We start from the raw sequence: 14,692 nt of genomic DNA, 5'->3' as shown, positions 1-14,692 counted from the left end.
GGGCCGGCGCCCGCGGCAGGGGTGGTCTTGCGCCAAGGCCCTTTGTCACTCCTGACGGGCAGGTGCGGGCAGATGCAAGCGGCCCGCCGCCTTGGCGCCCGTCAGGTGCGCGCACCCCGTAGTTTGCTACAAACAACATAGCTGAAGGTGCAAACAAAACAAGGGCTATCGGCTAATTTCGCTTGTTTTGCGCCCCTGGACCCTGCTGGAGCCCTGCAACGGCCGCCTACCGGTACTTACGCGCGCCGCCTACGCCTCGGCCCTGACATCCCGGTTGAGATCGTGCGTACAGGTTCCGCCCCCCCGGCGGCCATCGCCGGCTCGCTACCGGCCCGCCTTACGTGTCTACGCTCGCCACAACCACCCGCGCAGATCGAACGGTCAAATCCCCCAAGGCCCCGCGGCAGCACATCCGCACTGCAGCCCGCCTGGAAAGCCGGGCACCGCGCCTGCCCGGAGGACTGGTGTACGTGTCATCCGCCATGCCAGGGCTGGCCCGCGAGCGTGAAGGTGACCAGTTCCGGTACCGGCAGCCTGACGGCACGCTGCTGACTGACGCCGATGAACTGGCGCGCATCCGCCGCCTTGCCATTCCCCCTGCTTACACCGATGTCTGGATATGCCCCCTGCCCCAAGGCCACCTGCAGGCCACCGGGCTTGACGCCCGCGGCCGACGTCAATACCGCTACCACCCCGAGTGGCGGCTGCAGCGCGACGAAGGCAAGTTCGAACGCATGCTGGCCTTCGGCCGCGCCCTGCCCCGCATCCGCGCCCGCGTGGCGCGGGACCTGTCGGCGCATCGCAGCAGCAAAAGTCCGCTGACCCGCAACTTGGTCCTCGCCACGCTGGTGCGGCTGCTGGACACCACCTACCTGCGCGTGGGGAACGAGGAATACGCCACCAGCAACCGCTCGTACGGGCTGACCACGTTGCGCACGCGACACGCCAACCTGCGGGGCAGCGAGCTGCGCCTGCGCTTTCGGGGCAAGAGCGGGGTTCAGCAGGAGGTACGCCTATCGGACCCGCGCGTGGCGCGTGTGGTGCGGAGGTGCCAGCAGCTGCCCGGGCAGGAGCTGTTCCAGTACGAGGATGAGGATGGCACGCCGCACATCGTGGGCTCGGCCGACGTGAACGACTACCTGCGCGAGATCAGCGCCAGCCAAGATAGCCAGCACTTCACGGCCAAGGACTTTCGCACTTGGCATGGAACGGCGCAGGCGCTGGAGCTGACCCGACTGGCCTGCACCCAGCAGGGCCCCGAGGCCTGGAGCGCCAAGCACATCCTGGCCGAGGTGGCACGCCAGCTGGGCAACACGCCCGCGGTGTGCAAGAAGTCGTACGTGCACCCCGCCGTGCTGGAGCTGGGCGCGCGCCTGGCGTCCGACGCGGGCCCGGGCATGCAGGACGTGTGGCAGCGCATCGGCGAAAGCGCCACGCCGCGCGGGCTGAGTGCAGCAGAGCGGCGGCTGCTGGGCTTTCTGCGCAAGCCGCGCCGCCGGCGGGCAGCGGCCACCACCTGAGCAACAGGGCCCGACAGAGGTTCGCTCAGGCCACTGCAGCCCATCGCGCGGCCGGGGTGGTGGCGTGCGGATGCGGGCTTTTCTACCGCCCCACCATATCGCCCGGCACCACCCAGTGGTCAAACTGCTCGCCCGTCACATGGCCTGATGCCACTGCGGCTTCACGCAGGCTTGTGCCCTCCTTGTGCGCCTTCTTGGCAATGAACGCCGCCTTGTCGTAGCCAATGTGCGTGTTGAGCGCCGTCACCAGCATCAGCGATTGCGCCACCAGTTCGGTGATGCGCGCATGGTTGGGCGCAATGCCCACGGCGCAGTGGTCGTTGAAGCTCACCATGCCATCGGCCAGCAGGCGCACGCTCTGCAAAAAGTTGTGGGCCACCATGGGGCGGAACACATTGAGCTCGAAGTTGCCTGATGCGCCCCCAAAGTTGATGGCGACATCGTTGCCGAACACCTGGGCCGCAAGCATCGTCACGGCTTCGCACTGGGTGGGGTTCACCTTGCCGGGCATGATGGATGAGCCCGGCTCGTTTTCGGGGATGGACAGCTCGCCGATGCCGCTGCGCGGCCCGCTGGCCAGCCAGCGCACATCGTTGGCAATCTTCATCAGGCTGGCGGCCAGTGTCTTGAGGGCGCCGTGCGCGTGCACCAGCGCATCCACCGATGCCAGCGCCTCGAACTTGTTGGGCGCGGTGACAAAGGGCTTGCCCGTGAGCTGTGCCAGTTCTGCGGCAGCCTGCTCGGCATAGCCGGGCGGCGCGTTCAGCCCGGTGCCTACCGCGGTGCCGCCCAGCGCCAGTTCGCACAGGTGCGGCAGCGCGGCGCGAATGTGCCGCTCGCCATGGTCCAGCTGCGCCACGTAGCCCGAGAACTCCTGCCCCAGCGTGAGGGGCGTGGCGTCTTGCAGGTGGGTGCGCCCGATCTTCACGATGTCATCAAACTCCGCCGCCTTGCGGGCCAGCGTGGCGCGCAGCTTGCCCAGTGCCGGCAGCAGCCGGTCCGTCAGGGCCTCAACCGCGGCCACGTGCATTGCGGTGGGAAAGACGTCGTTGCTCGACTGGCTGCGGTTCACGTCGTCGTTGGGGTGCACCAGCCGCCCCTCCCCCACGGGGCCGCCGAGGATCTGGCTGGCGCGGTTGGCTAGCACTTCATTGAGGTTCATGTTGGTCTGCGTGCCCGACCCTGTCTGCCACACCACCAGCGGAAACTCGCCGCTGTGCTTGCCTGCAATCACCTCGTCGGCCGCTGCCACGATGGCCTTCGTCTTCTCGTCGCCCTGCAATCCCAGCGCATGGTTAACGGTCGCCGACGCGCGCTTGACCTGCGCCAGCGCCCTGATGATTTCACGCGGCTGCTGCTCGCCCGAGATATCGAAGTTCTGCAGCGAGCGCTGGGTCTGCGCGCCCCATAGCCGGTCGGCAGGCACGCCGATGGGGCCGAAGGTGTCGTGTTCGATGCGGTCAGTCATGCAAAGCTTTCCAGAAGAAAATTGATGGGGATGCCGATGGCACTACGGCAGGAATGATTGGCCGCAAATGCAGCGGCACCTGAAGAGCCACACCCCTCCGGCTGATGTGCCCGGATCCAACCATCGTGCCAGAGCCCCTATGGGTGTTCCCACGCTAACGGCATCGCCCTCTGCGCGCCCGGCGAACAAGGACGACATCCATGTCAGCGAACCCTGACGGTCTGCGCGCCGCGCGGTGCCGACCATCGACCATGGGCGGCCGCGGGTCGCCTGCCCGCGCGCTTCAGGCGCAGGCGCATGTCTACCAGCAGGAGCACACCATGGCCACCAGCCCCCTTCTTGGCATTGACGCCGACGACCACCCCACCCACAGCCCGACCGGCATCGACAGCATGGGGCCCAGCGATGTCTCCGACTCGGGCAGCGACAGCCTGGGCGTGTACAGCGCAGACCCGGACAGTGACACCGACAGCCAGGGCGCTGGCGAGCGCCGCAGCGTGGACCGGTCCCCCGAACCCGACGCCTTCGACATCTTGCCCGACCATGTGGAGAACCTGGTGCTCAACGACGACATCCTGGCCGTTCCCGAGGACGAGAACGATGGCGATGCCACAGGCGATTCGTCGGCCGAGGCGCCCTCGGACGGCCGTGCCGGTGACGGCGGTGACAGAACTCGCGACACCGGCAACACCGTGGGCGCCGACTTTGCGCTGGCTGCGGGCCTGCCCGCACCCGATCAGCGCAGCGGTGCGAGCGCCCAGGCCCACCGCCCACTGGATGCGGACGACATTTCTGAAGATACCGAAGAACTGAATTTCGACGACGGTGAGGCTGGTCGCGAGCGCTAGCCGCAACCCGTGTTGTCACGCAATGGCCGATGAAGCGGCGTGAGCAGATCCGGCTGCTGCAGGTTCGCCCGCAGATGTGCCGTGAGCACCGCTGGTGCGCCGTCGGGCTGGCGTAAGGCCAGGGTACGGGGGCTCTGTCAAAATACCGGGCGCTCACCGCCGCGCTCTGCGCCAGCGGGCCGGCACGACAGACCCCACGCCCCCGACCTCACACGCCATGACCACCTCCATCCGCCAGGCCGACCTGATCGAATCCGTTGCTGCTGCACTCCAATACATCAGCTACTACCATCCCACCGACTACATCGCCCATCTGGCCCGCGCCTACGAGCGCGAGCAGAGCCCGGCCGCCAAGGATGCGATTGCGCAGATCCTGACCAACAGCAAGATGAGCGCCACCGGCCAGCGCCCCATCTGCCAGGACACCGGCATCGTCAACGTGTTCCTGAAGGTGGGGATGGACGTGCGCTGGGAAGGCTTCACCGGCAGCCTGGACGACGCCATCAACGAAGGCGTGCGCCGCGGCTACAACCACCCCGACAACACGCTGCGCGCCAGCGTGGTGGCCGACCCGCAGTTCGACCGCAAGAACACCAAGGACAACACGCCGGCCGTGATCTTCACCGAGATCGTGCCCGGCAACACGGTGGACATCACCGTGGCAGCCAAGGGCGGCGGCTCTGAGAACAAGTCCAAGATGTACATGCTCAACCCCAGCGACAGCGTCGTGGACTGGGTGCTCAAGACAGTGCCCACCATGGGTGCAGGCTGGTGCCCACCCGGCATGCTGGGCATCGGTATCGGCGGCACGGCCGAGAAGGCGGTACTCATGGCCAAGGAAAGCCTGATGGACGATCTGGACATGTACGAGCTGCAGGCCAAGGCCGAAGCCGCCAAGACCGGCGGCCCCGCGCTCGACAAGGTAGAGGCGCTGCGCCTGGAACTGTTCGAGAAGGTCAACGCGCTGGGCATTGGCGCGCAGGGCCTGGGTGGGCTGACCACGGTGCTGGACGTCAAGATCAAGATGTACCCCACGCATGCAGCCAGCAAGCCGATTGCGATGATCCCCAACTGCGCCGCCACACGCCATGCGCATTTTGTGCTCGATGGTTCCGGCCCCGTGTATCTCACGCCGCCCAGCCTGGACCTGTGGCCCAACGTGGACTGGGCGCCCGATTACAACAAGAGCAAGAAGGTCAACCTCGATACGCTCACCAAGGAAGAAGTGGCCAGCTGGAAGCCCGGCGACACGCTGCTTCTGAACGGCAAGATGCTGACCGGCCGCGACGCCGCGCACAAACGTATCCAGGACATGCTGGCCAAGGGCGAGAAGCTGCCGGTGGACTTCACCAACCGCGTCATCTACTACGTGGGCCCCGTGGACCCGGTCAAGGGTGAGGCTGTGGGCCCCGCCGGCCCCACCACGGCCACGCGCATGGACAAGTTCACCGACATGATGCTGGAGCAGACCGGCCTGATCGCCATGATCGGCAAGGCCGAGCGCGGTCCAGTCGCCATCGAGTCCATCAAGAACCACAAGAGCGCCTACCTGATGGCCGTGGGCGGCGCCGCGTACCTGGTCAGCAAAGCCATCAAGACCGCCAAGGTGGTGGGCTTTGCAGACCTGGGCATGGAAGCGATCTACGAATTTGACGTGGTGGACATGCCCGTGACCGTGGCTGTGGATTCGGGCGGCACGAGCGCCCATATCACCGGCCCGGCCGAATGGCAAAAGCGCATCGCCACGGGCGAGTTCAAGGGCATTGGCGTGGCCGCAGCCTGAGGCGCCCTGCGGAGAGCTTCACGGGTTCTCAGCTTTTCCCTGGAAACCGCCTTCGGGCGGTTTTTGTTTGGCTGCGTCCGGGGTGCCTGTGCGGCGCCGGATCACAATCCTCTGGCTCCGTGCGTTGCGCCGGTTCACCATGGTTACGTCATGCTGCCCACACCCGCTCGTTATCTGCGTCCCCTATGGCGCTGGCAAGTCGCCTTTGCGCTCGCGACGCTTGGCGCCTTGCTCGGCACTGCACACGCCAACCCTCCGATGGTTCCCAGGCAGGCGGCACTGCAGGCATTCGGCGGCCAGATACCGGCAGAGACGGCTGCACTGCTGGACGCCAGCGTGCCCGCGCACATGGAACGCCAGCGGCGCCTGAACGCCGACTTTCTGGCGGGCAGCAGCTTACGCACGATTGACCACTTCGCCAGAACCCTCACCGTCGTGCGCGCGGGCAAGACCACCGTGTTTGACCTGGAGATGCTGGGCGCCTACGTCCCCGCTGTCCGGCGGTGGGAGTGGTCTTCGGTGGAGCGGACCTGGACCGACCCGGACCTGAAAGACCCGCGTCAAAAGTCGTTTGTGACAGGCAGCGCACCCATCCGCCTGTATGGCCGGGAGCATGGCATCGCGCTGTTCCAGTCTGATGCCACCACAGTGGCCACCGAGGAGGCCGTGTGGTACCTGTGCGCCTTCGCAGCGCAGCTGACCGACAACCGGGGGTTGCTGGTGACCGTGGGCGACGCGTTTGTGGACGGCGTGGCCAGCGGGCAGAAAACCTTGGTCAAGCGGTACTACCTGCTCACGCATCCCCGGCCCTGATGCCGGTGAAAACCCATGGCGCGGGCGGTGGCCAGCACCGCGCTGGCGCGGCACCGGCCTGACCACCGCCCGCCGTATGCCTCCGGCCCCGGGGGGCGACAGGCACCTGCCGACCCCGAACTGCGATCCAGGGCTGCCCAGGCCGCGCCCCAGCTCCGATGCGGTGGCACGCGCGCGCACATCGACTTTCCTACAATCACGGGCTTCCCCACTCCCTGAGTCTGGACCTTTTGATGCCGCTGGCCTCTTCCCCGATCGGCGTGTTTGACAGCGGCGTTGGTGGCCTGAGCGTGCTCCGTGCATTGCTTGCAGCCATGCCCAACGAGCGCTTCGTATATCTGGCTGACAGCGCCCATGCGCCTTACGGCGAGCGTGGGGACACCTACGTCAGCGCCCGCACCCATGCCATCGCCGACTACCTGTGCGCTCAGCACGGCATCAAGGCCTTGGTGGTGGCGTGCAACACGGCCACGGCGGCCGCCATCCACGAGGTGCGCAGCAGCCGCCCTGAGCTGCCCCTGGTGGGCCTGGAGCCAGCCATCAAGCCCGCACTGGCCGCTACCCGTACAGGGCACGTAGGCGTGATCGGTACGCGGGGGACGCTCACCAGCGCCAAATTCGCAAGGCTGATGACGTCGGTGGCCGAGCAGGCGCACTTTGTGATCCAGCCCTGCGATGGACTCGCCCACGCCATCGAGCGCAGCGTGTCGCGCCCCGGCCCGTTGCCGGGCGCGCCGGTGGAGGCCACCGAGACCGGAAAGCTGTGCAAGACATATCTGGAAGCCATGGGCGCCTTCGGCACCGCGCCTGGGCTGATCGACACGCTGGTGCTCGGCTGCACGCACTACGTCTTCGTGGCGGACGAGTTGCGTGCGATCACCGGGCCGGATGTGCAGTTCATCGAAACCGGTGAACCCGTCGCCCGACAGACCCAACGGCTGCTGGAAGCGGGAGGGATTGCCAACGCACCGGCTGACATGGGTGCGGGCGGAGGACAGCCAGCGGCGACACCGGCGACGTCGCGTGTGCAGCTGCTGACCACGGGGCCCGTGGAGATGTTGCAGGCTGCCGCACAGCGTTGGCTGGATCTGCCTGCCCAGTGCTGCAGCAGTGTGACGGTGCCCTGAGTCGGTTGTGCGCCGTTGTCCGCATTGGTGCTACGTCGGTGGCAGCGGACATGGGCTGTTTCTGCGAGGCAGGTCGTTTCCCTCCGCCAGGTCTCTGTGTAAGTGCCACAGGCAGAGTTTGGGGTTAAAACTGCGTGTAGCCCTTTCAAAATAAGCACCAATAGCTATAATTTCTATAGCAATCAAACCCTCAATCGAAGTACGTGAGCCCCGCGGGTTGCCGTTCACGTTTTCGGCCGGTAGACGCGACCTGCAGATAGAGATCAGCTTTTGGCGCTGCCGGGCTGATCGGCACCGTCTGCACTCCACAGCCGTTCACCGGAGTGTTCCATGTACGTTAGGTACAGCCGCAGGTCGAACTCATACTGGTGGTACTGCGGCTCCATGTGGGTACACAGCTGGTAGAAGGCCTTGTCGTGGTCTTTCTCGCGCAGATGGGCCAGCTCGTGGACAACGATCATCCGCAAGAACTCGTCCGGTACCTGCTTGAACATCGACGCGACGCGGATTTCATGACGCGCAGCCAGGCGGTTGCCCTGCACCTTGGATATGGACGTGTGCAAGCCGAGCGCGTGCCGCACGACATGGATCTTGCTGTCAAACACCACCTTGTTCACAGTCCCCGCATTGCGCAGGTAGCACGCCTTGAGTTCTTGCGCATAGTCGTAGAGGGCCTTGTCACTGCGCACCGAGTGGGCCACTGGGTACTTGCGCTGCAATACCGAGCCAAGCTTGCCGGCCGCGAGCAGTTCGCGCGCCTGCGTCTGCAAGGTCTCGGGGTAGGAACGCAGGTAGGGAAGTTCCATGGATCTGTGTGCAAGGGTGGACGCCAGCAGGGCCTACATCGCAGGCCGGTCCGAAAAACCAAGCGGCCTGTGGGTGGCGACACATCAACCAGCCACCGAGTGGTGGCGATCAGCGACTGCCCAAAGCGCAGAAACAATCAAATCAAGGGTGGCAGCTTGGACAAGTTCAAAGGTCCGCACTGCCCTGCTCCCTTGCTGCCCGCTTTCAACCAAGGGACGGCAGACAAACAGCCAGGTCAGTGCAGATGGCGTGGCCTGCGTCCACCACCGCCACCGTGACCGCTGCCAGAGCCGCCCGAACCTCCGGGCCCGCGGGGCGGCTTGCCGATTTCTAGCGAGTTGACCAGTGCGTCGAAACGCTGGCTGAAAAGCTTGTCAATCTCGGTGACCACCCCACCCAGCTCCGCGCCGTCGAAGTGGCGCTCCATCATGTTGACGACGTCCTGCACCAGAAGGTCGCGCTGCACCTGCATGATGGCCGCGGGCGTCGGGCCGACGAACAGCATGATGAAGTCATCGCGCGACTCGGCGCCTTCTTCCTCTTCTTCTTCGTCGAAATCCGTGTCGTAGAACGTGACCTCAATGGCGGCACCCAGCTCGGCCAGTTCGTTCAGGCTCATGCACATCTCGTCGAGCGACTGGCGGAAATCATCGTCGCCGCGCACGGTCCAGCACATCTGGAGCACATGCTCCTGCGCATCGAACTTGATGCCGGGCTCTTCTTCGTAAGCACTTGCAGCGCCATCGGCCAGCGACCGGGCTCCGGCGTACTTCCAAAGCGGCTTCAGCGCATCCTGAAGCTGCTCGAATCCCACGTCTGCGCGCAGCTGCACTTGTCCATGGACATGAATTTCAAAGGGTGCGTTGTAACTTGACATGATTGATTCGTAGTGGTGCCCCGAGCCGGGGTCGAACCGGCACGCCCCTTTTCAGGAAGCGGCGGATTTTAAGTCCGCAGTGTCTACCAATTTCACCATCGGGGCGCCGGCTGCTGAGCGCACACCTGCGTTGCAGCGTAACCCGGGCAGCGCACGCGCGCAATGCCCTGTTGCGCGTGCTCTCAGGGAGTGGTTCCACGCACACACCCTGGGCCGAAATGAAAAAGGGAAGCCGAAGCTTCCCTTGCGAATATGGAGCGGGAAAAGAGTCTCGAACTCTCGACCTCAACCTTGGCAAGGTTGCGCTCTACCAACTGAGCTATTCCCGCATTTGCCCGAAACTAATTTTTCAATCAGTGCAGTGTGACAAGCCTCAAATTATACTCCATTTCAAACGCTCTTGAGGACAAAACGTTCAAAACTTTTTCCTACCTGCCCTGACACCGTGCCAATTTGCCGCCCGCTCGGGCCACAACATCAACACCAGCAATCTGGAGGCGCGGTCCGGAGTCGAACCGGACTAACCGGATTTGCAATCCGGGGCATAACCGCTTTGCTACCGCGCCAGGGATTCACATTCCTCTGACAAAAAAGGGAAGCTACTGCTTCCCTTTTTCTGGAAATTGGAGCGGGAAAAGAGTCTCGAACTCTCGACCTCAACCTTGGCAAGGTTGCGCTCTACCAACTGAGCTATTCCCGCATTTACCGAAGCCTCACATTGTACAACGTTTGCTTCGATGAAGAGAATTGTAGCGCACTTTTTGACGGTTCCACAGATTTTGCGTCAATGTTTCAAACCATCGGCCGCCGGCGGTACCGGAGTCGCGGATGCGGTCTTCTCAGCCATGGCTGCAACCACGGTGGCGACTTCTTCGTCCGTGAGCGGAACCGGCTTGCGCTCAAGCGCCACTTCCAGCACCTTGTCGATCCAGCGCACGGGCACGATTTCAAGCCCGCTCTTCACGTTGTCCGGGATCTCCTGCAGGTCCTTCACGTTCTCTTCCGGGATAAGCACCGTCTTGATGCCGCCACGCAGAGCCGCAAGCAGCTTTTCCTTCAACCCACCAATGGCCGTGACCTCACCGCGCAGAGTGATTTCACCCGTCATCGCCACGTCGCCGCGCACCGGGATCCCCGTGAGCGCCGACACGAAAGCGGTCGTCATTGCGGCGCCAGCGCTCGGGCCGTCCTTGGGCGTCGCACCGTCCGGCACGTGGATGTGGATATCGCGCTTTTCAAACATGTCATCGCGAATGCCGAGCATTCGGGAGCGGCTGCGCACCACCGTACGGGCGGCCTCCACCGACTCCTTCATCACGTCGCCTAACGAGCCGGTGCGTGTGATGACACCCTTGCCAGGCATGGTGGCAGCCTCGATGGTCAGCAGATCACCGCCCACTTCGGTCCACGCCAGGCCGACCACCTGGCCCACCTGGTTTTGCAGCTCGGCGCGACCGTACGTGTACTTGCGCACACCCAGAAAGTCCGGGAGGTTGTCCTCGGTCACCACGACCTGGGGCGTGAGCTTCTTAAGCTGCAGGCCCTTGACCACCTTGCGGCAGATCTTGGACAGCTCACGCTCCAGCGAGCGGACACCCGCCTCCCGCGTGTAGTAGCGCACCATGTCGCGCACGGCGGGCTCGGTAATGAGCAGCTCCTCTTCCTTCACGCCATTGTTCTTGAGCTGCTTGGGCAGCAGGTACTTCATGGCAATGCTGGTCTTCTCGTCCTCGGTGTAACCCGAGAGTCGGATGACCTCCATGCGGTCGAGCAGCGCCGGCGGGATGTTCATCGAGTTCGATGTCGCCACGAACATCACGTCGCTCAGGTCGAAATCCACCTCGACGTAATGGTCCCCGAACGTGTGGTTCTGCTCGGGATCCAGCACTTCCAGCAGCGCGCTCGACGGATCACCGCGGAAGTCCGTGCCCAGCTTGTCGATCTCGTCCAGCAGGAACAACGGATTGCGCGTGCCCACCTTCGACAGGCTCTGCAGCACCTTGCCCGGCAGCGCCCCGATGTAGGTGCGGCGGTGGCCGCGGATCTCGGCCTCGTCACGCATGCCGCCCAGCGCCATGCGCACGTATTTGCGGCCGGTCGCTTTGGCAATCGACTGCCCGAGCGAGGTCTTGCCGACGCCCGGAGGGCCGACCAGGCACAGGATGGGGGCCTTGACCTTGTCTACGCGTTGCTGCACTGCAAGGTACTCAAGGATGCGGTCCTTGACCTTGTCGAGGCCGAAGTGGTCTTCGTTGAGCACGCCCTCGGCATTCACCAGGTCGTGCTTGATTTTTGTCTTCTTGCTCCAGGGGAGCGCGGTCAGCACATCGATGTAGTTGCGCACCACCGTGGCTTCGGCCGACATGGGCGACATCAGCTTGAGCTTCTTGAGTTCGGCGTCGGCCTTCTTGCGGGCTTCGGCAGGCATCTTGGCCAGCTTGATCTTCTTTTCGATCTCTTCGATGTCGGCGCCCTCGTCGCCCTCGCCGAGTTCCTTCTGGATGGCCTTGACCTGCTCGTTCAGGTAGAAGTCGCGCTGGTTCTTCTCCATCTGGCGCTTGACGCGCCCGCGGATCTTCTTGTCGACGTTCAGGATGTCGACTTCGCGGTCCAGTTGCTCGAACAGGTTTTCAAGCCGCGCCTTCACATCCGCCAGGTCCAGCACCACCTGCTTGTTCTCCAGCTTGAGCGGCAAGTGGGCGGCGATCGTGTCCGCCAGACGGCCTGGGTCGTCGATGCTGGAAATCGACGTCAGGATCTCGGGTGGGATTTTCTTGTTGAGCTTGACGTACTGGTCAAACTGCTGCATCACCGCGCGACGCAGCGCTTCGATCTCACTGGGCTTGCTGGCCTCCGGTTGCGCCTCCACCGGCGTCACCGTAGCCGTGAAGTGCGTTTCGGCATCTTCGATAGAGGTCACAGCCGCGCGCTGCTGGCCTTCCACCAGCACCTTCACCGTGCCATCGGGCAGCTTGAGCATCTGCAAAATGGTCGAGACGCAGCCGACGTCGAACATGTCCGACACCGAAGGCTCGTCCTTGGCGGCAGCCTTTTGGGCCACCAGCATGATGCGGCGGTCCGACTCCATGGCCAGTTCGAGGGCCTTGATGCTCTTGGGCCGGCCGACGAACAGCGGAATGACCATGTGGGGAAACACCACCACGTCGCGCAACGGCAACAGCGGCAGGTCGATGGGGGTGGCTGGCAGGGGGGTGTGTCCGGACATGGAAATCCTCAAAGTGCTCTGTGGAATATGGTCCACATGGAGGGATTTTCAACCCTCACGCGCAGCCGCGGCGCGTGAAGGGTTGTTGCAGCAAGGGCGACATTGGCGCGCCCCGTTCCGGCATCTCAGGCCTTCTTGGCCGCTTCGCGGTACACGAGCAGCGGTGGCTTGTTTTCGTCGATGGTGGATTCGTCCACCACCACCTTTTCAACGTTGCTGGTATTGGGCAGATCGAACATGGTCCCGATCAGCGACTGTTCCAGGATGGACCGCAGTCCGCGTGCGCCGGTCTTGCGAGCCAGTGCCTTGCGGGCAATCGCCTTGAGCGCAGCGGGCCGGATCTCCAAGTCCACGCCTTCCATGGCCAGCAGCTTGCTGTACTGCTTGACCAGCGCATTCTTGGGCTCGGTCAGGATCTGCACCAGGGCATCTTCGCTCAGCTCGGCCAGCGCGGTGATCACCGGCATGCGCCCCACCAGTTCGGGAATCAGGCCGAACTTGATCAGATCCTCGGGTTCGATCTCGGTGAACACTTCAGTCAGCGAACGCTGCTTCTTGCTCTTGACCGAAGCGCCGAACCCGATGCCGGAGGCCTCGGTACGGTTCTCGATCACCTTCTCCAGCCCGGCAAACGCGCCGCCGCAGATGAAGAGGATGTTCGTGGTGTCGATCTGCAGGAAATCCTGGTTGGGGTGCTTGCGCCCACCTTGGGGTGGCACGCTGGCCATGGTGCCTTCGATCAGCTTGAGCAAGGCTTGCTGCACGCCTTCGCCCGACACATCCCGCGTGATGCTGGGGTTGTCGGACTTGCGCGATATCTTGTCGATCTCGTCGATGTACACGATGCCGCGCTGTGCGCGCTCCACCTCGTAGTTGCAGCTTTGCAGCAGCTTCTGCACGATGTTCTCGACATCTTCACCCACGTAGCCCGCTTCGGTCAGCGTGGTCGCGTCGGCCATCACAAAAGGCACATCCAGCATGCGCGCCAGCGTCTGCGCCAGCAGCGTCTTGCCGGAACCCGTGGGCCCGATCAGCAGAATGTTGCTTTTGGAAAGCTCGACATCATCCTTGTGCGCCTTGTCCTTGTGGCGCAGGCGCTTGTAGTGGTTGTACACCGCCACGGCCAGCGTGCGCTTGGCGACATCCTGCCCGATGACGTAGTTGTCCAGGTTGGTCTTGATCTCCACGGGCGTCGGCAGATCACTGCGCGCCTCGCGGGCCGCATCGCCAGCTGGAAGCTCGTCGCGGATGATTTCGTTGCACAGGTCAATGCACTCGTCGCAGATAAAGACCGACGGACCGGCGATCAGCTTCTTCACTTCATGCTGGCTTTTGCCGCAAAAAGAGCAGTAGAGGGTTTTTTCGCTGGAAGAGCCTTTTTTCTCGGCCATGGGGGCAATGCCTTGCTTTGTTTCGGTAAGTTAACGGGATGATAACCAAATAAAAAACGGCGCCTTCCCGAAGGAAAACGCCGCTGCACCACCCTCGTGGTCTATCAGGAACGCTTGCTGATCACCTGATCGACCAGACCGTATTCCTTGGACTCGTCGGCCGACAGGAAGTAGTCGCGCTCGGTGTCGCGCTGGATCTTTTCCAGTGGCTGGCCGGTGCGCTCAGCCAGGATCTTGTTGAGCTGCTCGCGGGTCTTGAGGATCTCGCGCGCGTGAATCTCGATTTCGGTCGCCTGGCCCTGCATGCCGCCCAATGGCTGGTGAATCATGACCTTGGAGTTGGGCAGCGCAAACCGCTTGCCCTTGGCGCCAGCCGCGAGCAAAAAGGCGCCCATGCTGGCCGCCATGCCGGTGCAAAGCGTCGACACGTCGGGCTTGATGAAGTTCATCGTGTCATAGATCGCCATGCCAGCGCTAACCGAGCCGCCAGGAGAATTGATGTAGAACGAAATGTCCTTGTCGGGATTTTCGCTTTCCAGGAACAGCAGCTGTGCCACCACCAGATTGGCAGTCTGGTCGTTGACCGGGCCGACCAGAAAAATCACGCGCTCCTTGAGCAGGCGGGAATAGATGTCGTAAGACCGTTCGCCACGGCCAGACTGTTCGATGACCATGGGGACCATGCCCAGGCCTTGTGTTTCCAATGCGCTCATGTTTTCTCCAGACAAGCAGATACTGTACCCAGAAATGAAATGGGGCCTGTGCCAGAAAGCACAAGCCCCCGTCGGCTTGAGCGGAGCGGCTCCTGCCATGGCGGCAGGCGCACGGCCCC

The 14,692-nt window shown here is 63.7% G+C and carries 11 protein-coding genes and 4 tRNA genes; 5 read left to right on the top strand and 10 right to left on the bottom strand.

Annotated features, from left to right (window positions below; genetic code table 11):
• Window positions 1–482 precede the first annotated feature (482 nt).
• Window positions 483–1,520, top strand: coding sequence for a DNA topoisomerase IB (locus tag ACTPOI_RS17695; RefSeq protein WP_440112660.1), 1,038 nt, complete (start codon window positions 483–485; stop codon window positions 1,518–1,520).
• Window positions 1,521–1,602: 82 nt separating this feature from the next.
• Here ACTPOI_RS17695 and fumC read toward each other — a convergent pair whose 3' ends face one another.
• Window positions 1,603–2,988: a class II fumarate hydratase gene (gene fumC, locus ACTPOI_RS17690; protein ID WP_440111144.1), complete on the bottom strand. Its 1,386-nt coding sequence runs from the start codon at window positions 2,986–2,988 to the stop codon at window positions 1,603–1,605.
• Between the two features lie 200 nt (window positions 2,989–3,188).
• Here fumC and ACTPOI_RS17685 point away from each other — a divergent pair, with 200 nt between their 5' ends.
• The 4 genes from ACTPOI_RS17685 to murI all read left to right on the top strand — a co-directional run bounded on the left by ACTPOI_RS17685 (window position 3,189) and on the right by murI (window position 7,559).
• Window positions 3,189–3,836 (top strand): hypothetical protein, encoded by a 648-nt coding sequence (locus ACTPOI_RS17685; protein WP_440111142.1) that lies wholly within the window; start codon window positions 3,189–3,191, stop codon window positions 3,834–3,836.
• Window positions 3,837–4,053: 217 nt separating this feature from the next.
• On the top strand, window positions 4,054–5,619 hold the full coding sequence (locus tag ACTPOI_RS17680; protein WP_440111140.1) for a fumarate hydratase: 1,566 nt from the start codon (window positions 4,054–4,056) through the stop codon (window positions 5,617–5,619).
• A gap of 258 nt (window positions 5,620–5,877) precedes the next feature.
• Window positions 5,878–6,432: a DUF6882 domain-containing protein gene (locus tag ACTPOI_RS17675; protein ID WP_440111138.1), complete on the top strand. Its 555-nt coding sequence runs from the start codon at window positions 5,878–5,880 to the stop codon at window positions 6,430–6,432.
• Between the two features lie 233 nt (window positions 6,433–6,665).
• Window positions 6,666–7,559: a glutamate racemase gene (murI, locus tag ACTPOI_RS17670; protein ID WP_440111136.1), complete on the top strand. Its 894-nt coding sequence runs from the start codon at window positions 6,666–6,668 to the stop codon at window positions 7,557–7,559.
• A 263-nt stretch (window positions 7,560–7,822) separates the two neighbouring features.
• Here murI and ACTPOI_RS17665 read toward each other — a convergent pair whose 3' ends face one another.
• From ACTPOI_RS17665 to clpP, 9 genes are all read right to left on the bottom strand, one after another.
• Window positions 7,823–8,365 (bottom strand): M48 metallopeptidase family protein, encoded by a 543-nt coding sequence (locus tag ACTPOI_RS17665; protein ID WP_440111134.1) that lies wholly within the window; start codon window positions 8,363–8,365, stop codon window positions 7,823–7,825.
• A gap of 236 nt (window positions 8,366–8,601) precedes the next feature.
• Window positions 8,602–9,243, bottom strand: coding sequence for a DUF6806 family protein (locus ACTPOI_RS17660; protein WP_440111132.1), 642 nt, complete (start codon window positions 9,241–9,243; stop codon window positions 8,602–8,604).
• A 13-nt stretch (window positions 9,244–9,256) separates the two neighbouring features.
• A tRNA-Leu gene (locus ACTPOI_RS17655) sits at window positions 9,257–9,348 on the bottom strand.
• A 148-nt stretch (window positions 9,349–9,496) separates the two neighbouring features.
• Window positions 9,497–9,572: transfer RNA gene (locus ACTPOI_RS17650), tRNA-Gly, on the bottom strand.
• Window positions 9,573–9,735: 163 nt separating this feature from the next.
• Window positions 9,736–9,809, bottom strand: a tRNA-Cys gene (locus ACTPOI_RS17645).
• 58 nt (window positions 9,810–9,867) lie between these two features.
• A tRNA-Gly gene (locus tag ACTPOI_RS17640) sits at window positions 9,868–9,943 on the bottom strand.
• 84 nt (window positions 9,944–10,027) lie between these two features.
• On the bottom strand, window positions 10,028–12,469 hold the full coding sequence (gene lon, locus ACTPOI_RS17635; RefSeq protein WP_440111130.1) for an endopeptidase La: 2,442 nt from the start codon (window positions 12,467–12,469) through the stop codon (window positions 10,028–10,030).
• A gap of 125 nt (window positions 12,470–12,594) precedes the next feature.
• The gene (gene clpX / locus ACTPOI_RS17630) at window positions 12,595–13,860 is read right to left on the bottom strand and encodes an ATP-dependent Clp protease ATP-binding subunit ClpX (RefSeq protein WP_440111128.1); all 1,266 of its coding nucleotides are present in this window, start codon (window positions 13,858–13,860) and stop codon (window positions 12,595–12,597) included.
• A gap of 104 nt (window positions 13,861–13,964) precedes the next feature.
• Window positions 13,965–14,573 carry an ATP-dependent Clp endopeptidase proteolytic subunit ClpP gene (gene clpP, locus ACTPOI_RS17625; RefSeq protein WP_069103119.1) on the bottom strand — a complete coding sequence of 203 codons (609 nt, stop codon included), beginning with the start codon at window positions 14,571–14,573 and terminating at the stop codon, window positions 13,965–13,967.
• Window positions 14,574–14,692: the final 119 nt, after the last annotated feature.

The organism is Acidovorax sp. BL-A-41-H1 (assembly GCF_051942715.1).
This window is presented reverse-complemented; position numbering and strand designations above follow the sequence as displayed.

What these genes read in the sequence shown, in the direction of transcription:
- ACTPOI_RS17665 (WP_440111134.1), bottom strand. Translation starts at nt 8,365, where the DNA reads ATGGAACTTCCCTACCTGCGTTCCTACCCCGAGACCTTGCAGACGCAG.
- ACTPOI_RS17675 (WP_440111138.1), top strand. Translation starts at nt 5,878, where the DNA reads ATGGTTCCCAGGCAGGCGGCACTGCAGGCATTCGGCGGCCAGATACCG.
- clpP (WP_069103119.1), bottom strand. Translation starts at nt 14,573, where the DNA reads ATGAGCGCATTGGAAACACAAGGCCTGGGCATGGTCCCCATGGTCATC.
- murI (WP_440111136.1), top strand. Translation starts at nt 6,666, where the DNA reads ATGCCGCTGGCCTCTTCCCCGATCGGCGTGTTTGACAGCGGCGTTGGT.
- fumC (WP_440111144.1), bottom strand. Translation starts at nt 2,988, where the DNA reads ATGACTGACCGCATCGAACACGACACCTTCGGCCCCATCGGCGTGCCT.
- ACTPOI_RS17685 (WP_440111142.1), top strand. Translation starts at nt 3,189, where the DNA reads ATGTCAGCGAACCCTGACGGTCTGCGCGCCGCGCGGTGCCGACCATCG.
- lon (WP_440111130.1), bottom strand. Translation starts at nt 12,469, where the DNA reads ATGTCCGGACACACCCCCCTGCCAGCCACCCCCATCGACCTGCCGCTG.
- ACTPOI_RS17660 (WP_440111132.1), bottom strand. Translation starts at nt 9,243, where the DNA reads ATGTCAAGTTACAACGCACCCTTTGAAATTCATGTCCATGGACAAGTG.
- ACTPOI_RS17695 (WP_440112660.1), top strand. Translation starts at nt 483, where the DNA reads ATGCCAGGGCTGGCCCGCGAGCGTGAAGGTGACCAGTTCCGGTACCGG.
- ACTPOI_RS17680 (WP_440111140.1), top strand. Translation starts at nt 4,054, where the DNA reads ATGACCACCTCCATCCGCCAGGCCGACCTGATCGAATCCGTTGCTGCT.
- clpX (WP_440111128.1), bottom strand. Translation starts at nt 13,860, where the DNA reads ATGGCCGAGAAAAAAGGCTCTTCCAGCGAAAAAACCCTCTACTGCTCT.